The sequence below is a fragment of the Streptomyces sp. NPDC058741 genome, from assembly GCF_042746715.1.
Classification (GTDB): domain Bacteria; phylum Actinomycetota; class Actinomycetes; order Streptomycetales; family Streptomycetaceae; genus Streptomyces.
The window spans coordinates 94313-118036 of record NZ_JBHYQH010000007.1 but is presented as its reverse complement, the minus strand read 5'-3'; the positions used below and the strand labels follow the sequence as shown (position 1 = coordinate 118036).

The 23724-nt window shown below is 71.3% G+C and carries 17 protein-coding genes and 3 pseudogenes; 11 read left to right on the top strand and 9 right to left on the bottom strand.

Going from position 1 to position 23724, the window contains the following annotated elements:
- Positions 1 to 14: 14 nt before the first annotated feature.
- Positions 15 to 798 (bottom strand): annotated as a pseudogene (locus ACFW6P_RS08320) (MFS transporter).
- A gap of 442 nt (positions 799 to 1240) precedes the next feature.
- On the opposite strand from ACFW6P_RS08320, the gene ACFW6P_RS08315 reads away from it, so the two are divergent.
- From ACFW6P_RS08315 to mfd, 3 genes are all read left to right on the top strand, one after another.
- Positions 1241 to 2029, top strand: a complete 789-nt coding sequence (locus tag ACFW6P_RS08315) for an ABC transporter ATP-binding protein (protein ID WP_356440760.1) — start codon at positions 1241 to 1243, stop codon at positions 2027 to 2029.
- A complete protein-coding gene (locus ACFW6P_RS08310) occupies positions 2026 to 4605 on the top strand; it encodes an ABC transporter permease (RefSeq protein ID WP_386423205.1) in 2580 nt (859 codons plus the stop codon). Before ACFW6P_RS08315 ends, ACFW6P_RS08310 begins: the two co-directional genes overlap by 4 nt.
- Positions 4606 to 4888: 283 nt before the next feature.
- Positions 4889 to 8422 carry a transcription-repair coupling factor gene (mfd, locus tag ACFW6P_RS08305; protein WP_386423204.1) on the top strand — a complete coding sequence of 1178 codons (3534 nt, stop codon included), beginning with the start codon at positions 4889 to 4891 and terminating at the stop codon, positions 8420 to 8422.
- Between the two features lie 19 nt (positions 8423 to 8441).
- Here mfd and ACFW6P_RS08300 read toward each other — a convergent pair whose 3' ends face one another.
- The 3 genes from ACFW6P_RS08300 to ACFW6P_RS08290 are packed head-to-tail and all read right to left on the bottom strand — an operon-like array spanning position 8442 to position 9537.
- Positions 8442 to 8639 carry a GNAT family N-acetyltransferase gene (locus tag ACFW6P_RS08300; RefSeq protein ID WP_386346731.1) on the bottom strand — a complete coding sequence of 66 codons (198 nt, stop codon included), beginning with the start codon at positions 8637 to 8639 and terminating at the stop codon, positions 8442 to 8444.
- Positions 8597 to 8893: a hypothetical protein gene (locus ACFW6P_RS08295; protein WP_386346729.1), complete on the bottom strand. Its 297-nt coding sequence runs from the start codon at positions 8891 to 8893 to the stop codon at positions 8597 to 8599. The genes ACFW6P_RS08300 and ACFW6P_RS08295 overlap by 43 nt, the downstream gene beginning before the upstream one ends.
- On the bottom strand, positions 8890 to 9537 hold the full coding sequence (locus tag ACFW6P_RS08290) for a TetR/AcrR family transcriptional regulator (protein ID WP_386423202.1): 648 nt from the start codon (positions 9535 to 9537) through the stop codon (positions 8890 to 8892). Before ACFW6P_RS08290 ends, ACFW6P_RS08295 begins: the two co-directional genes overlap by 4 nt.
- A 130-nt stretch (positions 9538 to 9667) precedes the next feature.
- Here ACFW6P_RS08290 and ACFW6P_RS08285 point away from each other — a divergent pair, with 130 nt between their 5' ends.
- From ACFW6P_RS08285 to ACFW6P_RS08275, 3 genes and pseudogenes are all read left to right on the top strand, one after another.
- Positions 9668 to 10606, top strand: coding sequence for a hypothetical protein (locus ACFW6P_RS08285; RefSeq protein WP_386346725.1), 939 nt, complete (start codon positions 9668 to 9670; stop codon positions 10604 to 10606).
- Positions 10607 to 10881: 275 nt separating this feature from the next.
- Positions 10882 to 11427: pseudogene (locus ACFW6P_RS08280) on the top strand (HNH endonuclease family protein); the annotation flags it as partial.
- A gap of 135 nt (positions 11428 to 11562) precedes the next feature.
- Positions 11563 to 12327: an HNH endonuclease family protein gene (locus ACFW6P_RS08275; RefSeq protein WP_386347431.1), complete on the top strand. Its 765-nt coding sequence runs from the start codon at positions 11563 to 11565 to the stop codon at positions 12325 to 12327.
- A gap of 60 nt (positions 12328 to 12387) precedes the next feature.
- Here ACFW6P_RS08275 and ACFW6P_RS08270 read toward each other — a convergent pair whose 3' ends face one another.
- The 5 genes from ACFW6P_RS08270 to ACFW6P_RS08250 form a co-directional block, all read right to left on the bottom strand.
- A complete protein-coding gene (locus ACFW6P_RS08270) occupies positions 12388 to 13329 on the bottom strand; it encodes an aminoglycoside phosphotransferase family protein (protein WP_386346723.1) in 942 nt (313 codons plus the stop codon).
- Positions 13330 to 13459: 130 nt separating this feature from the next.
- Positions 13460 to 13984: a hypothetical protein gene (locus ACFW6P_RS08265; RefSeq protein WP_386423200.1), complete on the bottom strand. Its 525-nt coding sequence runs from the start codon at positions 13982 to 13984 to the stop codon at positions 13460 to 13462.
- Complete coding sequence (locus ACFW6P_RS08260; RefSeq protein WP_386346719.1) at positions 13981 to 16146, bottom strand: hypothetical protein; 2166 nt, start codon at positions 16144 to 16146, stop codon at positions 13981 to 13983. The genes ACFW6P_RS08265 and ACFW6P_RS08260 overlap by 4 nt, the downstream gene beginning before the upstream one ends.
- Positions 16143 to 17951, bottom strand: coding sequence for a hypothetical protein (locus ACFW6P_RS08255; RefSeq protein ID WP_386346717.1), 1809 nt, complete (start codon positions 17949 to 17951; stop codon positions 16143 to 16145). Before ACFW6P_RS08255 ends, ACFW6P_RS08260 begins: the two co-directional genes overlap by 4 nt.
- A complete protein-coding gene (locus ACFW6P_RS08250; RefSeq protein WP_386423198.1) occupies positions 17948 to 19327 on the bottom strand; it encodes a tyrosine-type recombinase/integrase in 1380 nt (459 codons plus the stop codon). The genes ACFW6P_RS08255 and ACFW6P_RS08250 overlap by 4 nt, the downstream gene beginning before the upstream one ends.
- A gap of 182 nt (positions 19328 to 19509) precedes the next feature.
- Between ACFW6P_RS08250 and ACFW6P_RS08245 the strand changes: the two are divergent.
- The 5 genes and pseudogenes from ACFW6P_RS08245 to ACFW6P_RS08225 all read left to right on the top strand — a co-directional run.
- Positions 19510 to 19707: pseudogene (locus ACFW6P_RS08245) on the top strand (DUF1524 domain-containing protein); the annotation flags it as partial.
- 332 nt (positions 19708 to 20039) lie between these two features.
- Entirely contained in the window at positions 20040 to 20492 is a 453-nt protein-coding gene (locus ACFW6P_RS08240) for a DNA alkylation repair protein (RefSeq protein ID WP_386423196.1), read from the top strand.
- Positions 20493 to 20641: 149 nt separating this feature from the next.
- The gene (locus tag ACFW6P_RS08235; RefSeq protein WP_386346711.1) at positions 20642 to 21286 is read left to right on the top strand and encodes a hypothetical protein; all 645 of its coding nucleotides are present in this window, start codon (positions 20642 to 20644) and stop codon (positions 21284 to 21286) included.
- A gap of 38 nt (positions 21287 to 21324) precedes the next feature.
- Positions 21325 to 22824 (top strand): protein kinase, encoded by a 1500-nt coding sequence (locus ACFW6P_RS08230; RefSeq protein WP_386347428.1) that lies wholly within the window; start codon positions 21325 to 21327, stop codon positions 22822 to 22824.
- Positions 22825 to 22966: 142 nt separating this feature from the next.
- Positions 22967 to 23611 (top strand): SurA N-terminal domain-containing protein, encoded by a 645-nt coding sequence (locus tag ACFW6P_RS08225; protein WP_386346709.1) that lies wholly within the window; start codon positions 22967 to 22969, stop codon positions 23609 to 23611.
- Positions 23612 to 23724 lie beyond the last annotated feature (113 nt).

The following is a 23724-nucleotide window of genomic DNA, read 5'->3' as shown; positions in this document are numbered from 1 at the left end:
AACCGTACGTACGGTCAGTCCTTGAGGACCGGGAATCTCCGGGGCGCGAGGAACAGCAGCACCGCGAACGCCAGCGCCGCCGCGCACGACGCGCCCAGGTAGACCGCGTGCACGGCGTCGGCGATGGCCCGCCTGGTCGCCTCCGGGGCCGTGCCCGCGTCCAGCGCCCTCGTCACCGGGTCGAGGTCTCCCGCCCCGCCGAGCCGGGCGGCGAGCACGCCGTTGGCGACCGCGCCGAAGACCGCCGCGCGGATCGTCTGGCCGGTCTGACGGCAGAACAGCGCGGACGCGGTCGCCCCCGCGCTCGTTCCAGCCCACCGTCGACTGCACCCCCACGATGAGCGGCAACAGCTTCGCCTGGATCCGGGGCCGCTCCTTCAGCGGGTACAGGTCGGCGGCGAGGGTCTGCACGGTGCCCTGCAGAGCGCCGCCGCCCAGCCCCTGCACCACCCGGAAGGCGATGAGGGAGCCCATGTCCCAGGCCAGCGCGCACAGCAGGGAACCGGCGAGGAAGAGCGCCGAGCCCGCGATCAGGACCGGCTTGCGGCCGAAGGTGTCGGACAGCTTGCCGTACACGGGCAGGGTGACGGTCACTGCCAGCAGATAGCCGGAGAACAGCCAGGAGAAGACGGAGAACCCGCCGAGATCCGCCACGATCTGCGGGACGGCGGTCGAGACGATGGTGGAGTCCAGCGCCGCCAGCGCCATCGACAGCATCAGCGCCGCCGCGACGGCCCCGCGCCCGCCGGTCGCGGCCGGTCGTGCGGCCTCACGTGCCGCGGGTCTGGTGCCGCCCACCCCCGGGATCCCTCCCCCTCGCGTCTGCCTGGCCCCTGCACCTATCTGCCGCCGGACAGCGTCCCACTTGACCCTGACGTCGCGGGAGGGTGGATCCTGACCGGGCCCCGGGGTGGAGCGAACCCTGAGAACGTCTCCACCCTTCGGCGGACTGCCCCTAGGGGTACCTCCGTACTACGACCTGGGGAGGGTTCGTACCGGCGGAGGACGAGACCGGCGGGGGGCCGTCCTTAACCTGGCTTTACGCCGCCGGGGGGCGGTGGTGACACCGGCGGGGGTGGGGTTTTCCACAGTAGAAGACTGCGCTGAACACCAGCGCGCGGGACCCCTCCCCGCCGCGAGACTGAGACGCGTCGGACGGATTCCGTGGTCCGGCACCGCACCAGCGGCTGCCGACCGGACACCGCCATCACCATCTGCTGACCGATTGAGGAGACATACCGTGACTTCGGCTGTGACCATTCCCAGGCACGGGGGTACTGGAGGGCGTACGGCCGTTGCCGCGCGGGCGCGGCAGGTCGTGAAGGCGTACGGGTCCGGAGAGACCCGCGTCGTCGCCCTCGACCACGTCGACGTGGACATCGCACGCGGCCAGTTCACCGCGATCATGGGCCCCTCGGGCTCCGGCAAGTCCACGCTCATGCACTGCCTCGCCGGGCTCGACACCGTCACCGGCGGCCAGATCTACCTCGACGAGACCGAGATCACCGGGCTGAAGGACAAGAAGCTCACGCAGCTGCGCCGGGACCGCATCGGGTTCATCTTCCAGGCGTTCAACCTGCTGCCGACGCTCAACGCCATCGAGAACATCACGCTGCCCATGGACATCGCGGGCCGCAAGCCGGACAAGCAGTGGTTGGACCGGGTCGTGGAGACCGTCGGGCTCGCCGACCGGCTCAGGCACCGGCCCACCCAGCTCTCCGGCGGACAGCAGCAACGCGTCGCCGTGGCCCGGGCCCTGGCGGCCCGGCCCGAGATCATCTTCGGGGACGAGCCGACCGGAAACCTCGACTCGCGCGCCGGCGCCGAGGTGCTGGGCTTCCTGCGCCGCTCGGTCGACGAACTGGGCCAGACCATCGTCATGGTCACGCACGACCCCGTCGCCGCCAGCTACGCCGACCGCGTGCTGTACCTCGCCGACGGCCGCATCGTCGACGAGATGTTCAAGCCGACCGCCGAGGCCGTGCTCGACCGCATGAAGGACTTCGACGCCCGGGGGCGCACGTCATGACCGTCATGAAGACCTCGATGCGCAACTTCCTCGCGCACAAGGGCCGCATGGCGCTCTCCGCGATCGCCGTCCTGCTGTCGGTGGCCTTCGTCTGCGGGACGCTCGTCTTCACGGACACCATGTCGACCACCTTCGACAAGCTCTTCGCGGCCACCTCCTCCGACGTCACGGTGAGCGCCGAGAGCGCCTCCGACACCGGTGAGACGACCGCCGACAACGGCAAGCCGCCGGTCATGCCGGCCTCCGTGCTCGCCGAGGTCCGCAAGGCGCCGGGCGTGAAGTCGGCCGAGGGCGCCGTGTTCTCCAGCGCCGTCACCGTCGTCGACGCCGACAAGGACAGCCTCTCGCCCTCCAGCGGCGCCCCGACCATCGTGGGCAGCTGGAACAGCAACGAGGCCCGCACCATGAAGATCACCTCGGGTGCGGCCCCCGAGGGCGCCGGCCAGATCATGGTGGACGCCGACACCGCCGGCAAGCACGACCTGGAGCTCGGCGACGAGATCGGCGTCATCAGCGCGGTCGGCACGCACAGGGCGAAGATCTCCGGCATCGCCGACTTCACGGTCACCAACCCCGGCGCGGCGATGCTCTACCTCGACACCGAGACCGCCCAGCGGGCCCTGGTCGGCGAGAGCGGCGTCTACACGAACGTCAACGTCACCGCGGCCTCCGGCGTCAGCGACGAGCAGCTCAAGAAGAACGTCGCGGCCGAACTCGGCGGCGGTTACCAGGTCAAGACCGCCAAGGAGACCGCCGACGCGAACCAGAAGGACGTCGCGGGCTTCATGAACGTCCTGAAGTACGCGATGCTCGGCTTCGCCGGGATCGCCTTCCTCGTCGGCATCTTCCTGATCATCAACACCTTCTCCATGCTGGTCGCCCAGCGCACCCGGGAGATCGGCCTGATGCGCGCCATCGGCTCCTCCCGCAAGCAGGTCAACCGCTCCGTGCTCGCCGAGGCGCTGCTGCTCGGCCTCGTCGGATCGGCGCTCGGCGTGGGCGCGGGCGTCGGCCTCGCCGTCGGCCTGATGAAGCTCATGGGTCAGATGGGCATGGACCTGTCCACCGACGACCTCACCGTGGCCTGGACGACCCCCGTGGTCGGCCTCGTCCTCGGCGTGATCGTCACCGTCCTGGCCGCCTACCTGCCCGCCCGCCGCGCCGGCAAGATCTCCCCGATGGCCGCCCTGCGCGACGCCGGTGCCCCGGCCGACGCCAGGGCCGGCTGGATCCGCGGCGTGATCGGCACGGTCCTCACCGGCGCCGGCGCCTTCGCCCTGTACCTCGCGGCCGACGCCGACCAGGCCAAGGACGGCTCGCTGTGGCTCGGCCTCGGCGTGGTGCTGTCGCTGATCGGCTTCGTCGTCGTCGGCCCGCTGCTCGCGGGCGCAGTGGTCCGCGTCCTCGGCGCGGTCCTGCTGCGGATGTTCGGGCCCGTCGGCCGCATGGCCGAGCGCAACGCCCTGCGCAACCCGCGCCGCACCGGCGCGACCGGCGCCGCGCTGATGATCGGCCTCGCCCTGGTGGCGTGCCTGTCCGTGGTCGGCTCCTCCATGGTGGCGTCCGCCACCGACCAGCTCGACAAGACCGTCGGCACGGACTTCATCGTCCAGTCCGACAGCGGCCAGCTCATCACCCCGCAGGCGGTCGAGGCCGTGAAGGCCGCGCCGGACCTGGAGCGGGTCACCGAGTACAAGTGGACCAAGGCCGACTTCACCACCCCCGACGGCAAGACGCTGAAGGACACGGCGATCACCGCGGCCGACCCGTCCTACGCCACCGACCTGCGCACCGAGGTCGTCGCCGGCAAGCTGCCGGACGCCTACAGGCCCGACTCCATGTCGGTGCACGAGAAGTTCGCGAAGGACCACGGCATCAGCCTCGGCTCCAGGATCGAGGTGGCCTTCGACAACGGCAGGACGGCCGACCTGACCGTCCGGGCGATCACCAGCAGCGACGTCGTGATCGACGCGGGCGCGATGTACACGTCCATCGCGACGCTGGCCGAGTACGTCCCGGCGGACAAGATGCCGCTCGACTCGCTGCTCTTCGCCACCGCCGAGGACGGGCGGCAGGACGCCGCCTACGCGTCCCTGAAGTCGGCGCTGGACGACTACCCGCAGTACATCGTGCGCGACCAGACCGACTACAAGGAGGCCCTGAAGGACCAGATCGGCCAGCTGCTCAACATGATCTACGGCCTGCTGGCCCTGGCGATCGTCGTGGCGATCCTGGGCGTGGTGAACACCCTGGCCCTGTCGGTGGTGGAGCGAACCCGGGAGATCGGACTGATGCGGGCGATCGGCCTCTCCCGCCGCCAGCTGCGCCGCATGATCCGCATGGAGTCGGTCGTGATCGCCCTCTTCGGCGCCCTGCTGGGCCTCGGCCTCGGCATGGGCTGGGGCGCCACCGCGCAGCAGCTGCTCGCCCTGGAGGGCCTGGTGGTCCTCGACATCCCCTGGCCGACGATCACCGGCGTGTTCATCGGCTCGGCGTTCGTGGGCCTGTTCGCGGCACTCGTCCCGGCGTTCCGGGCGGGGCGGATGAACGTCCTGAACGCCATCGCGACGGAGTAGTCACCGCCGTCCACCGCCACCGCACACGGGGGTTGCGGGGGGCCCGGCGCCGGGAAGTCCAGTCCAGGACTTCCCGGCGCCGGGCGCGTGCGGAACCGGGCGGGCGCTGTGCGGAACCGGGGGCGGGTGCCGCGCGGAACCGAGGGCCCGGCCTCCCGCCGGTGCCCGGGGCGTCATCCACAGCCCCGCCGCCCGGCCGCGCGGCGTCGTACGCTGGAGAACCCCGGCCCGCGGCGCGCGTCGGGCCCGTCGTGTTGCCCACCCTGGACGGAAAAAGCCCCTCATGAGCCTGCACGGTCTGCTCGACGCCGTCACGAAGGACGCCGCCCTCGCGGAAGCGATCAAGGCGGCCGCGGACGGCAACCGCATGCACGTCGACCTGGTCGGCCCCCCTGCGGCCCGCCCCTTCGCGGTCGCCGCCCTGGCCCGTGACTCGGGCCGCCCGGTGCTGGCCGTGACGGCGACGGGCCGCGAGGCGGAGGACCTGGCCGCCGCCCTGCGCTCCCTCCTCCCGCCGGAGGAGGTCGTGCAGTACCCGTCCTGGGAGACCCTCCCGCACGAGCGGCTCAGCCCGCGCAGCGACACCGTCGGCCGCCGCCTCGCCGTGCTGCGCCGCCTGGCCCACCCCCGCCCCGACGACCCCGAGACCGGCCCCGTCTCCGTCGTCGTGGCACCGGTGCGCTCGGTGCTCCAGCCGCAGGTCAAGGGTCTCGGCGACCTGGAGCCCGTCTCCCTGCGACAGGGGCAGAGCGCCGACCTGGGAGAGGTCGTCGAGGCCCTGGCGGCCGCGGCGTACGCGCGCGTGGAACTGGTGGAGAAGCGCGGCGAGTTCGCCGTGCGCGGCGGCATCCTCGACGTCTTCCCGCCCACGGAGGAACATCCGCTGCGCGTCGAGTTCTGGGGCGACGACGTCGAGGAGATCCGCTACTTCAAGGTCGCCGACCAGCGCTCCCTCGAAGTCGCCGAGCACGGCCTGTGGGCCCCGCCCTGCCGCGAACTGCTCCTCACCGAGGACGTCCGCGCCCGCGCCCGTGCCCTGGCCGAACAGCACCCCGAGCTGGGCGAACTGCTCGGGAAGATCGCCGAGGGGATCGCCGTCGAGGGCATGGAGTCCCTCGCCCCGGTGCTGGTCGACGACATGGAGCTGCTGCTCGACGTGCTGCCCCAGGGCGCCATGGCCCTGGTGTGCGACCCGGAGCGGGTCCGCACGCGCGCGTCGGACCTCGTGGCCACCTCGCAGGAGTTCCTGCAGGCCTCCTGGGCGGCCACCGCGGGTGGCGGCGAGGCGCCCATCGACGTCGGCGCGGCCTCGCTGTGGTCCCTCGCCGACGTCCGGGACCGGGCCCGCGAGCTGGACATGATGTGGTGGTCGGTGTCGCCGTTCGCCGCCGACGAGGAACTCGACGAGGACACCCTCAAGCTCGGCATGCACGCCCCCGAGACCTACCGCGGGGACACCGCCAAGGCCCTCGCCGACACCAAGGGCTGGCTCGCCGACGGCTGGCGCACGGTGTTCGTCACCGAGGGGCACGGCCCGGCGGCCCGTACGGTCGAGGTGCTCGGCGGCGAGGGCATCGCCGCCCGCCTGGAAGCGGAGCTGGCCGAGATCTCCCCGTCGGTCGTGCACGTGGCGTGCGGCTCGATCGAGCACGGCTTCGTCGACGCGAACCTCAGGCTCGCCGTCCTCACCGAGACCGACCTGTCCGGCCAGAGGGCCGCGGGCCGCGACGGCACCCGCATGCCGGCCCGCCGCCGCAAGACCATCGACCCGCTCACCCTGGAGCCCGGCGACCACATCGTCCACGAGCAGCACGGCGTGGGCCGCTACGTCGAGATGGTGCAGCGCACCGTGCAGGGCGCCACCCGCGAGTACCTGGTCGTGGAGTACGCCCCCGCCAAGCGCGGCCAGCCCGGCGACCGCCTCTACATCCCCACCGACCAACTGGAGCAGATCACCAAGTACGTCGGCGGCGAGGCCCCGACCCTGCACCGCCTCGGCGGCGCCGACTGGACGAAGACCAAGGCCCGCGCGAAGAAGGCCGTCAAGGAGATCGCCGCCGACCTCATCAGGCTCTACAGCGCCCGCATGGCGGCCCCCGGGCACGCCTTCGGTGCGGACACCCCCTGGCAGCGCGAGCTGGAGGACGCCTTCCCCTACGCGGAGACGCCCGACCAGCTCACCACCATCGCCGAGGTCAAGGAGGACATGGAGAAGTCCGTCCCCATGGACCGCCTGATCTGCGGCGACGTCGGCTACGGAAAGACCGAGATCGCCGTGCGGGCCGCCTTCAAGGCCGTCCAGGACGGCAAGCAGGCGGCCGTCCTGGTGCCCACGACGCTGCTGGTGCAGCAGCACTTCGGGACGTTCAGCGAACGGTACGCGCAGTTCCCGGTGACCGTGAAGGCCCTGTCCCGCTTCCAGACCGAGACCGAGGCCAAGGCGGTCCTGGAGGGCCTGCGCGAGGGCTCGGTCGACATCGTCATCGGCACGCACCGGCTGTTCTCCTCCGAGACGAAGTTCAAGGACCTCGGCCTGGTCATCGTCGACGAGGAGCAGCGCTTCGGCGTCGAGCACAAGGAGCAGCTGAAGAAGCTGCGCGCCAACGTCGACGTGCTGACGATGTCCGCGACCCCGATCCCGCGGACCCTGGAGATGGCGGTCACCGGCATCCGCGAGATGTCCACGATCACCACCCCGCCGGAGGAGCGCCACCCGGTGCTCACCTTCGTCGGCCCCTACGAGGAGAAGCAGATCGGCGCCGCCGTCCGCCGCGAGCTGCTGCGCGAGGGCCAGGTCTTCTACATCCACAACCGGGTCGAGTCCATCGACCGGGCGGCGGCCCGGCTGCGCGAGATCGTCCCCGAGGCGCGCGTCGCCACCGCGCACGGGCAGATGTCGGAGTCGGCGCTGGAGCAGGTCGTCGTCGACTTCTGGGAGAAGAAGTTCGACGTGCTGGTGTCCACGACGATCGTCGAGTCCGGCATCGACATCTCCAACGCCAACACCCTGATCGTGGAGCGCGGCGACAACTTCGGCCTCAGCCAGCTGCACCAGCTGCGCGGCCGGGTGGGCCGGGGCCGGGAGCGCGGCTACGCCTACTTCCTGTACCCGCCCGAGAAGCCGCTCACGGAGACCGCGCACGAGCGGCTCGCGACGATCGCCCAGCACACGGAGATGGGCGCGGGCATGTACGTGGCGATGAAGGACCTGGAGATCCGCGGCGCGGGCAACCTCCTCGGCGGCGAGCAGTCCGGCCACATCGCGGGCGTCGGCTTCGACCTGTACGTGCGGATGGTCGGCGAGGCCGTGGCCGACTACCGGCGCCAGCTGGAGACCGGTGAGATCGAGGAGGAGCCGCCGCTCGAGGTCAAGATCGAGCTGCCCGTCGACGCGCACGTCCCGCACGACTACGCGCCCGGCGAGCGCCTGCGCCTCCAGGCGTACCGCGCCATCGCCTCCGCCAACTCGGAGGAGGACATCAAGGCGGTGCGCGAGGAGCTCGTCGACCGCTACGGCAAGCTGCCCGAACCCGTGGAGAACCTCCTCCTCGTGGCGGGCCTGCGGATGTTCGCGCGCGCGTGCGGCGTCGGCGAGATCGTGCTGCAGGGCAGCAACATCCGCTTCGCGCCGGTGGAACTGCGCGAGTCGCAGGAGCTGCGGCTCAAGCGGCTCTACCCCGGCGTCGTCATCAAGCCGTCCGTGCACCAGGTGCTGGTGCCGCGCCCGAAGACGGCGAAGGTGGGCGGCAAGCCGCTGGTCGGGCGGGAACTGCTCGCGTGGGTGGGGGAGTTCCTGACGTCGGTGCTGGGGTCCTGACCCCTCCCGTGCGGTCGGGTCAGCTCGCGGGCGGAGGGAGGTGGCGTCGGAACCCCTCCGCCAGGGCTTCGAGACCGCACGCGCGGTAGAAGGTGTGGACGTAGGCGTCGTCGGCCGCCGGCAGCTGGACCTTGTAGCAGCCGGCCGCCTCGCCCCGTCGCACGGCGGACTCCGTCAGCAGACGGCCGACACCGCGCCGCCGGAAGGACCCGGCCACCACGACGTCCTCACGAACAGGAGGGAACGGCCGCCCCGCGTCAGGTTCGGCACGACGATGCGGTCCGCCGTGCCGGCCACGGTGCCGTCGGCATCGGCCACCAGGACCGTCCGTCCCTGCCGGCTCGCTGTGGCTGCCCAGACGGCGTCCGCCGACGCCTGGGGCAGCGGGCCGTCGTCCGGATTCAGCTCGCCGTTGACCGTCAGCAACGCCGGCGGGTCCGCCTCGGCCGCCGGCCGCCCCGGGATCCTCACGCGCCGAGTCCAGGGCGGGCATCCCTCTCGGCCGGCGGCCGCTGGTCGGCCTGACGGAAGAGCATCGCCGCCAGCCGGCGGAACACCTCATCGGGTTCCTGGTCGCCCACGGGGCCGTCCAGGTTGTGACCGAGCAGCAGCGTGGCGAAGCCGTGGGCCAGGGACCAGGCGGCGACACCGGCGAGGCGGGCGTCCGCGCCCCGGCCCTCGGCCGGCACGGCGGTGACGGCGTCGCGCAGGGCGTCACCGGCGAGGGCGCGGGCCGTGTTCAGTTCCAGATCGCCGGTGCGCAGGTGCTCGGGCGTGAACATCACCTGGAAGTGGGCCGGGTGCTCCCGCGCGAACCGTACGTAGCGCACGCCGGCCTCCTGCAGGTCACCGGCTTCCCGGAGCGTGGTCGCCAGCAGCCCGAACCCTTCCGCGGCGATCGCCGTGAGCAGTCCGGCACGGTCCTTGAAGTGGTGCGCGGGCGCCGCGTGCGAGACACCGGCGCGGCGGGCGAGGCCGCGCAGGCTGAGCGCGGACGGTCCGTCGGCCGCGATCACGTCGAGCGCCGCGGTGAGGATGGCGCGGCGCAGGTCGCCGTGGTGGTACGGCCGCCCGGAGGGGGCGTCGTCGCTTGCTGGTTCCTCGGCGGAGCTCATGGTCAGCAGCGTACGCCGAATCTAGCCATTGACAAGTTCGTGGAGGCCGGGCAATCTTGTCAGTGTCAAGTTGTGTGGGGGGCGCGACGGGATCGCGCGCCACCGGGCCGGGCGGAAGCGGAGGTACGTCATGTCGGAACGGGCCGGCGGGGTCGGCGAAGGCGCGGTGCCGCGGGGAGCGGCTGGAGCGGTGGCACAGGAGGGCGGCGTGGAACCGGCCCGCGTACGGCAGATGTGGCACCTGCTGGAGCCCCTGCACGCCGTGCTCTACTACGCGCCGGAGGCGTTCGAGGAGGCGGCAGCTCTCGGCTTCGGCACGCAGGAGCGCTGGCCGAGCTACTTCCCCTATCGCGCGGCCCCGTTGGGGAACGTCGGCCCGCAACAGGTGACTTCGGCCTTCTACAGCTTCAGTCCGCGCATGGTCGCCGCACACATCGGGCCCGCATGGGACATCGCCGGCCCGGCCGCGGTGCTGGAGGCGAGGACCCGCGCCGTCGACCGGGCCTGCCGCACCCTGTTCGGCGACCGGGTGGACAGCCCCGAACTGGCGGAGGCCGCCGCCCTCGCCCACCGCGCGGCACAGGCGGCGGACACGGCGGGGCGTCCCCTCGCCGCGGCCAATGCCGCACTCGGCCCGCCCCGGGCCTCGCACCTGCGGTTGTGGCACGCCGCGACGATCCTGCGTGAACACCGCGGCGACGGCCACCTCGCGGCCCTGCTCCTGGCGGACCTGGACCCGGTGGAGTCGCTCGTCTCCTTCGCCGCGACAGGCGCCGCGCCGGTCGAGCGCTTCGCCGGCCGCGGCTGGAGCGCGGAGGAATGGGCGGCCGCACGCGGGCGCCTGACGGCGAGGGGCCTGGTCGCCGAGGACGGTACGGCCACGGACGCCGGCCGCGACCTGCGCCACCGCGTGGAGCACCACACCGACCGGCTGGCGGCCCGGCCCTGGCAGTCGCTCGGCCCGGAGGGCGTCGACCGTCTCGCCGGGCTCCTGGGCGACTTCTGGGTCGCGGTCCTGGCATCGGGCCTGCTGCCCTCGGAGACGACGCTGGGCATAGGCAAGGTCTGAGGCTGTGGGAGTACCCGTGGCGAGCCCGGTGAAGAGGCCGTGAGCCGCCCGCAGGAGCCGCGCGCTGCGGGGACGCGTCCTCGTTGACGGCGCGGGTGCCGCGGGTGCCGCAGGCCCGGGCCTGGCCCGCTCGTTCCGGTGGGCCGATGTGGCCGAACCCTCCCCTCGCTACCGTGGACCGAGGCACAGGCCGTCCCCGCGGGGCGGACCCGGAACGAGCAGGGGAGGGGCGCAGCGTGACGCGTCTGAGGGGTGGGGCGGCGCTGGCCGCCGCGATGGTGTTCGCCGGAGCGGCACTGACCGGTTGCGAGGGCCTGGCCCCGCCCGCCGACGGTGACGGTCCCTCCGGATCCGGTGCGCAGGCCGCCGGCGACGGCCGGGCCGTGAGCCCGCTGGACAACCCGGACGGCACGAAACCGGGCCTGGCGGCGATCGCCTCCGGGGCGGACAAGACCGAGGCGCGTGCCCTGATCGAGAAGGTGACGACCAAGGGCCGCGGCCCCAGGACGGGTTACGAACGCGACGCGTTCGGCTACGCCTGGACGGACTCGGCACCGCGCGACGTCCCCTACTCCCACAACGGCTGCGACACGCGCAACGACCTGCTGAAGCGGGACGGGGAATCCCTGCGCTTCCGGTCGGGCTCGGACTGCGTCGTCACGTCGATGACGCTGCGCGACCCGTACACCGGCCAGGTCATCGAATGGACCAAGTCCCGCGCGGCGAAAGTCCAGATCGACCACGTCATGCCGCTGTCCTACGACTGGCAGATGGGCGCCTCGCGCTGGACTGAGGACAAGCGGGAGTCGATCGCCAACGACCTTATGTTGGCGGTGTAGGTGTCTCACGCTGATGTGTCTCAGGGGCAGGGCGCCCGTATCGAGCAGCCGTGTCTCACGCGGAGCGTGTTCCGATCTGGTGGTGGGAGAAGGGGTGGGGAAGTGACCGGACGCGCGATCCGGGCTACTCGTGGCGCGGGGACCGGCTGTGTTGTGCTGGTACTCGGGGCAGTACTGGCAGGCTGCACGGGGAGTGACCTCTCTGGCGGGAGCGGTTCGCCGGGCGGCGGTTCGTCGGCGTCGGACGTGCACGGAACCAGCCCTCTGGCCGATCCGGACGGCACGAAGCCGGGACTGGAAGCGATCTCCTCCGAGAAGGACCTGGCGGCGGCGCGAGAACTTATCTCCAAGCTGGCGACCAAGGGGCGAGGGCCGAAGACCGGGTACGACCGTGACGAGTTCGGTTACGCGTGGATGGATACAGCGGATGGCGTGCCTCTGGCACGGAACGGCTGTGACACGCGGAACGACTTGTTGAAACGCGATGGCCAGGACGTTCGGTTCCGCACCGGTTCCGACTGCGTGGTCGTCTCGATGAAGCTGCATGACCCCTACACGGGCAAGGACATCGCCTGGAAGAAGGCGAAGGCCACCGAGGTACAGATAGACCACGTGGTGCCGCTGTCGTACGCCTGGCAGATGGGTGCTGCACGCTGGGACAAGCAGAAGCGGCAGCGCCTGGCGAACGATGTGCTGAACCTTCTGCCCGTCTCGGGCTCGACGAACTCGGCCAAGGGGGACTCGGGGCCCGCGTCCTGGCTGCCGCCCAGCAAGGCGATTCGCTGCTCGTACTCGGTGCGGTTCGCGCAAGTGGCGCTGAAGTACGAACTGCCTGTCACCGCGCCGGACAAGACCATGATGCTCAAGCAGTGCGGAACTTGAGCCAACAGGCGGTCCTCACGCCCGGTGATCAACGGAGGCTGAGTTGTTCCGCGCCACCCTTCACCAGCGAGAGTGCGGTTCCGTGAGCAACTCGGCCAGGCCGTCTGCGAATTCGGTGAGCCAGTCCAACCGTGGTCCGCTGCGGGCAATACGGAATCCGTGACGACGGCCCCAGAACGCAGCCTGGACGGCATGGAACTGGGCCCAACGCTGGACGCGTTCGCGATCGAGTTCCGTGGCCTCGGCGAAGATGTCCAAGGCGCGGTGAACAGCCTTACGCAGGTCGTCCGCTTCGAGGAGCGTCAGGGCGCGCGCTTTGAGTAGCGTGCCGCCGTCGTAGGCGGGGTCCCCCGCGTACCCCTTGGGGTCGACGGTCAGCCACGGCTCGCGGTCGGCGCGCAGGATGTTGCGGGCGTGCAGGTCGCCGTCGATGAGAGTCTCGGGCTGGGCGGGGCCCAGTTCCCGGATTGTCGCCACGGTGGCGTCCAGTACGTGGCGCGACAGCGTGTGTGACAGCTCCCTGGCATCCTTGCGAAGCTGTTCCTTCCAGGTGTCCGCCTGGTCTCGCAGCCGGGGCAGGCCGGGCGGTGCGGGGACGGCCAGACGGCGATTGATCCGCCCCGCCACCGTCATCACCTCGTCCCCGTCCTCGACCTCCGCCAGAGTCGAGGTCTGTGCCCGTTCGAGCAGCATCGCGAACCGTTCGTCGTTGCGTTCGTGCAGGAGAACAGCACCACGCCCGCACCACGTCGCGAACGCGTCCGGCTCATGGACATTGCCGGGATGTGGAAACGACACCTTCAGCACGGCGGCATCTTCAGTCTGCCGTCGCACCGGGACGATCACCCCGACACCTCCGTGCATGACCTCGCCGTCCGGCACACAGCCCCAGTACCTCAGCAGGTCATCGACGATCCTGGGAGGTTTGGCGAGCCACACCGATCCAGGTTCTCCTTCGCGCCCGACAGTGCCCCGCGCGAACTCCTCTGGTACCGCAATCATTCGGGCACCCTATGTGCCAGCATGACATCGCTACCAGGGACGGCTCCAAGCCGGCCACATGGCCGGTAAGCCGCCCTTTTTGGTGCGAAGGGACACGATCTTCAGCTGGAGCCTTGAGCGATCTGGTGGCTCATGGGTGAACCGACGACGACCGGGCGCCTGTCCGTGGCAGTTGCCTGACGACCCCTTTCTCCACCTTGGTCAGCTGGGCTTTCAGCAAGCGGGTATCTGATTCGAGCTCGGCGTTCCTGAGCGCGAGCACCTGGATCTGGTTCGCGTACGCCGCGACGGTGGCACGCAACTCCCGGATCTCTTCACCCTTCTCCCGGCGGAGCTCCCGCTCGGACTGCTTCAGGCGCAGGATCTCCTGCCTGAGTTCGTCGGACTCCGGACGCCTGGCCTCGGGAGAGCTGAGAATCCCCTTGATCACTGCCGCGACGGGAGAGCGGTAGTACGAGGCTCGGGAGACGCCGGCCTCGGCGCAGATGTTCACCGCCGAGGTCCGGCCGTCGGTGATCTCGGGGCGGCCGAGCATGAGCTGCTCGAAGGCGCGCATGATCTTGTGGTCGATGTCAGTCAGGCGGGGGTTCTCCCGGGCGAGGCGGTCGAAGGCGGTGCGGACGACTCGGAGGGTGTCGTCCATGGTGTCGGTCATCGTCGGGTGTCCTCGTGGTCGATCTCGGCGATCAGGCGGGTGAGCGTGGACAGGTGCTCGGTGATGGCGAACTGCTGGAGTCGCGGGAGGCCGGTGGCCGCGCCGAGTTCGGCCCGGGCCATGTCCTGCGCTCGTTCCAGGCGGGGCAGGTGGACGGCGGAGCGGCGTGAGTTGGGGCAGTTCATGCACATGTCGAGCATGGCGACGGGGCGTCCCAGAGGCTTGGCCCGCTTGCTGCACACGGCCGTCTCCGCCTGGTAGAAGCAGTCGTTGAGCACGCCGGGGTGCAGGGTCTTCGTGAGATGGTGCAGCAGCGTCCTCAGGCGGGAAGGGCTGGCCACCGTGCCCGGCAGGTCGCCGAGTTCGCTGCGGATGCGGTCGAACTCGGCCTCGATGCGCCGGGCGGCGCCGCCCGCTGAGGCGCCGCCGTCGTTCCAGTCGTGGTAAAGGTCCTCGACATAGTCGAGTTTGGCCACGGCCTCCTCGGCGGCAACCTCGTCGGCGAAGCCGGAGGCTGAAGTTCCTGCGTATCCCTCGAACATGGTGATCGCGGCGTGCTTGTACTGGCGGGCGCCCGCGACCACGCCGAAGGGCTGATGGGCGATGTGCCAGGCGAGAGTCCGGCGGAACTGCCGGGTGTCGAAGCCCCAAGGGAGAGCCGTGCTCTCTTCCGTCGTGTCGTCATCCGCCGTTTCATCGTTCGCTGCGTCGTCTGTGACCGGGCCGGGATCGGGCGACGGGGCCGCCGTGACCATGGGGACGTAGAGACCCTCGGGCGTGCTGAACAGCTCGTTGAGATGGTCCCGGAAGGCCCGGATGCGCGTCGGCATGTTGCTGAGCAGCACGCTCCCGTGGCGGCCACCGCCGTCGTAGCCGAAGAGGTGGCGGGGGTCGTCGTTGATCTCGCGGAGTACGGCGACGGCCCGGTGCACGACATCCAGGACTACCCACTCGGCTTCCTCCCCGCTGAGCTCACGCCCCCTCCCCTTGTAGACCCTGCCTCGGACCTTGTACCGGGTTCGTCCGTCGGCCCCGCGCTCGATGAGGGCACAGTCCCGACCCAGCTCACGCACCTCCGCGTCTCGCATCCCCGACAGGTAGGCGATGACGATCCAGCATGCCGTGCGCAGGAAGGACAGCTCGTTGGCCAGGGTTAAGGGGCTGAGCCTCGGCCGCCACGGGCTGCCCGAGCCGGGCCACCGCGACATCGAGGTGTCGAGCCCGCCCTCCTCGTAGCCGATCTCCTTCCCGGCCTCGACCATCAGTGCTCGCAGATGCGACGCCTTCCCGCAGCCGGCGAGGAGAGAGACGAGAGCGTGGTTGGGGGCCTGGAGCACGCCGTCGACAACGACGGCGTCCGGCACGGTGTGGGCCGTCTCGCGCGGAACGGCGGGGATGCCCCGGCCGGCCGCGCGGCGTTCGGCGATGAGGGCCAGCACCCGCGCGCGTGCCTGGCCATGACCGAGGTTCCGGCCCTTGCGGGCTGCTTCGAGCGCGGAGACTTCTCGCTGTGCGGCGAGGATGTCGCCGCTTGCCGTCTCCACGTAGAAGACCGCTGCCCGTAGCAGGGGAGCGAGGACCTCCCCGGGGATGCGGGGCGTGGTGTTCTCGCCCTTGACGCGCTGGAGCCCGACGATGCCGTAGGCGCTGCGGCCGTTCCACGGCAGGACGCCCAGCCTGTCCTCGGACAGGAACGGCCCGTGGGCCGACAGGTGCTTCAGGAAAGTCACGTTGCGGACTGCGGTGTGCGGGCTGCTCTTCCACTTCTTCAGCGCGGCGTCCAGGTGGGCGCGGTCCACGTCGGACAGCCGTGGGGCGCCCACGTCCCGCAGATCCTTCATGACGGCGACGAACGTGCGCAGCTCAGCGGCTGCTGCCGTGGCCTTGAGCGGCCCCAGGCCCAGCGAACCCCGGCTCAGGCGGGAGGCGACGTACTCCTTCGCCGCGCGTCGCGTCACGGGGTCGCCGATCTGCGTGAAGTCGAGCCGCCACGCCCGCCATGTGCGGGGGAGCACGCACCGCAGGTCCCAGATGTCCTCGGCCAGTCGCGGGCCCCGGCTCGGCAGGGCCACAGTGAGCCGCTTCGGAAGTACGAACTCCTCGGACTCGTCGGACGGTGTGAGGTCCTGATGCTCTGTACTGGGGCTTGGAACTGCAGTCATGCGATGACCTCCAGAAACGACGGGGGCAGCAGCAGGCGATCACCGTCGGCCTCGACGATGGCCTGTGCCGCGGCGATCTGGCGGGTGCTGAAGCGGGCGCGGACACCGTGGACGATGCGGTCCCATGCGAGCCCGAACCGCGCGTTCCATTCGGCGGCGGGGTACTCCTCGCGCTGCCGCTCCAGGAAATCCAGGAAGGACAGCAGGCTCGGCAGGTGGCGGCTGGTGAACACCGCGTTCGGGCACTCCAGACAGCCCCAGGCCGGGACCGGGCAGGCAGCCCCGGGCTTGCGGGCGAACGGGGAGGCGAAGAAGTCGCGGCATGAGGCGAGCCACACGTCCTGCTCACCGGAGAGTGCCGACTCGATCTCCTGCGCGCTCAACGCGGCGTCACCGTCGTCGAGACGGCCGCCGTCGTCCGACAGCACCACCGGTGGGGCCACGGCCGCGCCGAGCGCCTGCTCAAGACCGGCCTCCACTGCTTGCTCGTGGATCTCCTCGTGGGCGTCGATGTCCGCGTAGTGCTTCGCCGCGACCGGTCGGGTGTGGCCCGATGAGAAGTCCTCCAGCACCCCGCCGGCCCGCAGGTACTGCCGGGACTTGACGGTCTTGCGTACTCGGCGCAGATCAAGGGCGACTGGTTGGCCATTGCTGTCGGTAAGGCGGTCGAGCCCTTGCTCGAACATCCATTCCCGGGTCACGGCTGACCAGGCGTGCGGGCCGTCGAAGGGCGCTCGGGCCTGCCCATGGCCGCTGACGTCGCACCACAGCGCGTCGGTGCCGATCAGTTCGCGGGTCCGTTTCGTCAGGCGCAGCGCCAGGCGGATCACGCCGCCGGGAAAGCGCAGCGAGCCGCCGTCGGCGACCCTGACCGTCTTGTGCGCGGAGCCCGGGGCGCGTTTCTTGACGTAGGCGACGCTGACGTAGCCGCGTGCCGGACTGGCCAGGCAGCCGGAGCGCAACTGCCGGATGCACTCCGGTTCCATGCCCGTCTGGCAGGCCAGCAGGAGGAGGAAGGGCACCAGGTCCCGCGCCGTGAGGTGGAGGCGGCCGTTGAGTTCCGATCTGCCGCCCCAGGGGCGCAAGATCTTGTACGAGACGTCGTCAGCAGTCAGCGGACCGTGGTGCACGATGTACCAGAGGATGTTCTCCTGCCGGCCCCAGCCGTGCTGACGTGGGTCGCGGCCCGTGGCGGCCAGCTTCTCGCCCTCCAGGATCCGGTCGCGGATGCGGGCGACGTCATCTCGGGCGGCACGCTCCAGCGTGTCGAGCACCGGGAACGGGTACGCGTCGAGCGGTTTCGACGCCCGGTGGGCCGAGGCCGACGTAAAGCCCAGGCGGGCGTGGAAGGCGGCGGCGAAGGCGGCAGGGTGTGCCTCGTGCACCGACTTCAGCAGCCGCACGAGGTACGTCATGGCCAAGTACGGCTCTTTGCTGGTCTTCCCGTACCTGGAGATCAGCCGTAGCTCGAACGCGTCCAGGAGATCGGGGCGCAGGTCATCCAGCCGCAGATCGGCAGCGGAGCCGGGGAGAGCGGCGGCGGTGAACTCGACGAACTCCCGGACATACCTGACGAGTCGGCGGACACCACCGCGGCTACGCAGGGTGCGGGGCGCGCTGATGACCTCGGTGAAGGCCGTGGCGAGGGCCCGGGTGAGGCACGGACACGGCAGGTCGGACAGGTCGATGCGCTCGGGCTTCCCGTTCAGGTTCACCATGAAGGTCACCGGACCGATCGACGGCACGCTGTCCGCCGTGTCCGGGGTGTCGACGGTGGCGGGGAAGCGAACGCGGCGCGGGCTCACTGGTACTCCTCCGTTTCCGGGCGTACCTGCTCGAAGGCTGCGGCCTGTTCGTCCCAGTCGTCGAGAGCCGCAAGAACGATCTCCTGGGCCTCGTCCAGCACGTCCAGGTAGGTGTAGACCGTCGCCTCGTGACGGTGTCCGAGCAGCAGCTGGAGTCTGCGCAGAGGATTGCCGATGAGCAGGCGTTTCACCTCGGCGTGCGTGAACCGTCGGTCCTCCCGCATGCCGAGCGCCCGGACGGTCTGACGCAGCAGAAGCCCCAGCATGTGGACGGCGAAGGAGTGTCGCAGGGTGTGCGGGTGGACGTCGAAGTCCAGGCCGAGGGCCGCGCACCGCTCGTTCGCCCGCCGGAACACCGACTGCCAGGTGCTGCCGCGCAACGGCAGCCCGTTCTCTCCAAGCCACAGCCACAGGGGCCCGCTCGCGCGGCCCTGACCGTCGACCTGCAGGAGTCGTGCCCGGTCCGCCGTGCCGATCCGCGAGTACGACCAGCTGGTGCCGGACTCGACCGCGAGGGCGTGCCGGTTCGCCCGACGCACCGGAAGCCGATCCGTGCACGCCTCGTACACCCCCTCGACGTGCCGCCGCTGCACGAGCTCGTCCCGCTCGATGCTGACGTAGTGGTGCAGATCGCGGGCGACCCGGGGGCGGACGTACACCGTCCGTGCCCTGTTGCGTTTGGCCACGGCGGCCGAGACGGTGATGTCGCCGAGCACGCGTCTTCCGGTGACCGGTGGCAGTTCCGGCGTCAGCAGGCTCGTGGCTTCGCCCAGTCGCATGCCAGTGCAGATCAGCAGGTCGGCGAAGAGGGCGTTGCGTTCGCCGTTGCGCCCCCGCCACGCGGGGTCGGGGGAGCCGTCCGGTAGTAGTCCCCGCAGGCCGACGTCCCGCCAGAGCATGAAGTCCTCGTGCGACAGGAATCTGATCGGCTGCCGAGGCACTTCAGACTCGGCGTCGGCGTTGACCCGTACCCGCTTCGGCCCCTGTGGCGACACCACGGTCTTGTCGATGTAGCGGAACGGCTCGGCAGGCAGCAGTTCCTCGTACACCGACCACTGAACCCACTTGTCGAGCGCGGCGACGGAGCGGTTCCAGGTCGCCACCGACACCTTGTCGGGGCCGTTGCCGTTCAGCCGCACGGCCTTGTACGCGCGCAGGTCGGCGCCGTCTGTGTCCCAGATGGACTTCCCGTTCCGGGACTCTTGGAGGAACCGGCAGTAGAGCATGACGTCGGTGCTGTAGGCGATCCGGCTGTTCTCCGACCGCACGCCCCAGTTCTCCAGATCGCGCAGGAAACGGTTGAGGTGGGGATCGTAAGTGCCGTCGGAGCCGAGGATGAAGAGCCTGCCCTCGTCGACACCGGCGCGCCGCAGCACTGCTTCTGTATCGAAGGAGAGTTCATCTGCGGCAGAGGTCCCGACTGCAGTCCTGTGTAACAGCACCGTCGCTTCCGTATCGGCGCCGGCATCGTCCGTGCTCAAGCCACCCTCCCCGTGTGAGACAAGCTGTACGCGCACATAACGGGACGAGCGGTGAGACAGTTACTGGTGCCGACATAAACGACCCGCTCAACCTCGTCCCGGTGGACGGTCCCACCAACAGCGCCAAGGGAGACTCCGGCCCGGCGTCCTGGCTCCCCCCGAACAAGGCGATCCGCTGCGCCTACTCGGTGCGCTTCGCCCAGGTGTCCCTGAAGTACGACCTGCCCGTGACGACGGCCGACAAGGAGATGATGCTGCGACAGTGCGGCGGGTGAGGCGGGTCGGACCGCTCACGCCCCGAGACGTGGCGGCGGGTGCGCTGCCGTCCGCCGGCATGACGGTCCAGGCGCTGGAAGCCCTGCGGGCCGAGCCGAGGGACCGGTCGGAGCCGGAGTTCGGGGCTCAGCGGCTCCGGGTGCCCAGGCTACCCCGGAGGACGACGAACCGCTCGGGCTGCGTGTGCCGGTGGAGCGTCAACTTGTGCGGGCATAGCGGGACTTGGCGCTTGGGGACGTGGACGCGCTGCTGCGCGGCCGGGTGCACGAGGAGCGGCTGGCGGGGCTCCTGGTGCTCGCCGAGCGGATGCGGACCGCGCGGGGTGCGGAGCGTGAGGTCCTGGCCGTCTTCCACCTGGCGCGGACCGGCTGGTGTGGACGGCTGGGACCTGCTGGACGGCTCCGCGCACGTCGTGCTCGGCCCCTGGCTCGTGCACGGGCCAGGAGGCGCCCTGGAGATCCTCGACGACCTGGCCGGCTCGTCCCGGCTCCGGGACCGCGGGATCGCCGTGGTCGCCACACCGGCGCTGATCCGTGAGGGGCGGTTCGAGCCGACGCTGCGTCTGCCGCGCCGCTTGTGCCGGGATCCGGAACCGCTGATCCACAAGGCGCTCGGCTGGATGTCGCGCGAGACCGGCCGCCGCGACGAGGCGCGCATGGTGGCGTTCCTCGACCGGCATCACGCCGAACTGGCGCGCGTCACCGTGCGGTACGCGACCGAACGCCTGCCGGCGCGGGAGCGGGCCCGGTTCGTGAGAGCGCGGCCGGTGTCCCGCACGGAGTGATCAGCACGTGAAGTGATCAGCACGACAACGGTTCGGTACAACCCGTGACGTGTCGTCCGTGTCGGGCTATACGCTCGGATCCCCACGGGCACTGTCACTCGCACACTCGCACACTCGTCCCCATCGGCTACACCGGTCCAGGAGCAGTCATGTACGGCCACGGCGCGGCGCCGCCTCCCCGCAGCGCGGCAACGGTCATCTCCCTGCGCGTGCTGATCGCGGCCGCCGGTGTGCTCAGCTGCGGCCTGCTGGCCTGCGCTCCGCTCTTCCGGGTGGCCGTGCTGCGGCGGCGCGCCCTGGACTGGGCGGCGGCCTGGTCCAGCCTGCCGCTGTCCATCGCGTGTTTCGCCGTGGTCGGCGCGCTGCCAGAGGACGACTACCGGACCGACATCGCCGTGGCCGTGATCCTGCTGCTCGGCGCCGCCAGCTCCGTCTACTTCCTGGTCGTGGACATCACCCACCACGGCGAGCGCCGGCGGTACACCCCCTACCCGCCCTCGCCCCACGCGTCCACGGCCGTCCACACGCCGTACGGCTACCCGCAGCCGGCGCCGCCCTACGCCCCGACGGGCACGCCCCCGCCGCCCACGTCCACGCCCGTCCCGCAGCCCCCCGCCCCCCACACCCCCGCCCCGCGCAACGCCGCGACGCAAGGCCCCGGCCAGGTCCAGCCGCCGCAGCAGCGCCCCGCGCCGGCCCGCATCGACCAGGTCCGCGCCGAACTCGACGAACTCAGCGACTACCTGCGCCGGCACGACGGCGAGGGCCGCGGCGACCACGAGGGCGGAAGGTGACCGCGGCGGCAGGACGTGTCGTCGCCGGCCGTTACGAGCTGTCCACGCTCCTCGGGCAGGGCGGCATGGGACAGGTCTGGACGGCCTACGACCAGCGGCTCGACCGCCGCGTGGCGGTGAAGCTGCTGCGCCCCGACAAGGTGGCCGGCCAGGACGCGGAGGACCTGCGCCGCCGTTTCGTGCGCGAGTGCCGGGTGACCGCGCAGGTCGACCACCCCGGGCTCGTCACCGTGCACGACGCCGGCAGCGAGGGCGAGGAGCTGTTCCTCGTCATGCAGTACATCGACGGCGCCGACCTGGCCGACCATCTCGCCGAGCACGTCCCGTACCCGTGGCAGTGGGCGGTCGCGGTCGCCGCGCAGCTGTGCGCCGTACTGAGCGCCGTGCACGCCGTGCCGATCGTCCACCGCGACCTCAAACCGCGGAACGTGATGGTGAAGCAGGACGGCACGGTCACCGTCCTCGACCTCGGCGTGGCCTCCGTGATGGACGCCGACACCACGCGCCTGACCCACACCGGCACCCCCATCGGCTCGCCCGCCTACATGGCCCCGGAGCAGGCGATGGGCGGTGCGGTCGGCCCCTACACCGACCTGTACGCCCTCGGCGTGCTCCTGCACGAACTGCTCAGCGGCGACGTGCCCTTCTCCGGCTCCACGGCACTCGGCGTGCTGCACCGGCACCTCTACGAGCCACCGGTGGCGGTCCGCAGCCTGCGCCCCGAGGTCCCCGAGGCCCTGGAGGCCCTCGTGCTGCGCCTGCTGGCCAAGGACCCGCAGCACCGACCCGCGTCCGCGCAGGAGGTCTACGAGCACCTGGAGCTGCTCCTGCCCGCGCGCGGCACGCCCACCGGAGCACCCCTCGACCCCACCCGCCCCTTCCTGCGCCCGCACGCCCCCTGGCCGGACCGGGCCCGCACCCCCGCACCGCAGCCCACACCGCCCGCCGCCCCCGTCGCCGGGACCGGCGGGAAGACGGACATCGCCCGCGCCGTCGACGAGGTCAAGCGGCTCCTCGGCGAGGGCCGGGTCACCCAGGCCGTCGACATCCTCGGCGCGATCCTGCCCGCCGCGGCGGAACAGCACGGTGAGCACTCCCCGGTCGTGCGCACCCTGCGCAAGCAGTACGCGGCCACGCTCCTCGACGACGGCCAGTACCGCCGCGCCCTGCCCGAGCTGCGCCGCCTCGCGGACGAACGGGCCGCCGAGGCCGGCCAGGCCGACCCGCAGTCCCTGCGCTTCCGCTACGAGGCCGCCCAGTGCCTCGAACAGCTGGGCGAACCGGCCGCGGCTCTCGCCGAGTACCGGGCGGTGCTGCCCTACTACGAGAACCAGTACGTCGCCGCCGGCGGCCCCGACCAGGCGTACGACGTCCGCCGCCGCATCGGGCACCTCCTGCTCGCCCTCGGCGACCGGGGCGCGGCCCACGACAGCCTGGCGCGGCTGCTGCACGACGTGGAGCGCACCCACGGTCTGGGGCATCCGCTGGGCGCCGAGATCCGTAGGACGCTGCTGTGGCTGGGGCAGGTCCGCGGCTGACGGCGCACCCGGGCGGGGCGCGGGAGTGCCGGAAGTCCCGGTGAATCGTTGGTCGAATGGGTTGGCCGGAGCCTGGTCACTGCCTACCATCGATCACCGCAAGACTTTGTGCACCGCCGCACAATCTCCTCAGGAGGTCTCCTTGCACCGCCGTCGCACCGCGCTCGTCCTCTCCGCCGCGATCGCCGCCGCGGCGCCCCTGCTCACCGCCTGCGGGAACGACGCGCACCCCGGCGCGGCCGCCGTGGTCGACGGGCAGCGGATCACCGTCTCCCAGCTGGAGGAGCGCGTCGGCGAGGTACGGGCGGCGCAGCGGGCGGCCGTGCGCGACGACGCCCAGTACCAGCAGGTCATCGCCCGGACCGGCACGCTCACCCGCGACACGCTGCACACCATGATCCTCGACCGGGTGCTTCACCACGCCGCCGAGGACGCCGGTGTGACCGTCAGCCGCAAGGAGATCCAGCGGATGCGCTCCGGCCTGGAGGAGCAGGCCGGCGGAGCCAAGGGCCTGGAGGCGACCTGGCTGCAGCAGTACGGCATCCCGCCGCAGCGCCTTGAGGAGAACCTCCGCCTCCAGCTGGAGGCCCAGAAGCTCGCCGAGCGGCTCGGCACCGACACCAGCCGCCCCGAGTTCTGGAAGGCCCTGTCCGAGGCATCGAAGCAACTGAACGTCGACCTCAACCCGCGCTACGGCACCTGGGACGTCCAGAAGAGCAGCCGCGCCGACGCGAAGACCCCGTGGGTGCGGGACGTCACGGCGCCGCAGGCCCAGCAGCCCATGTAGGACACCCTGCACCCCCCTGCACTCCGGGCCCCAGCACTCCGGCTCCGGGCTTCCGGTCCCCGGGGACTGCGGCCCCCGGGCTTCCGGTCTGCGGGGACTGCGGCCCCCGGGAC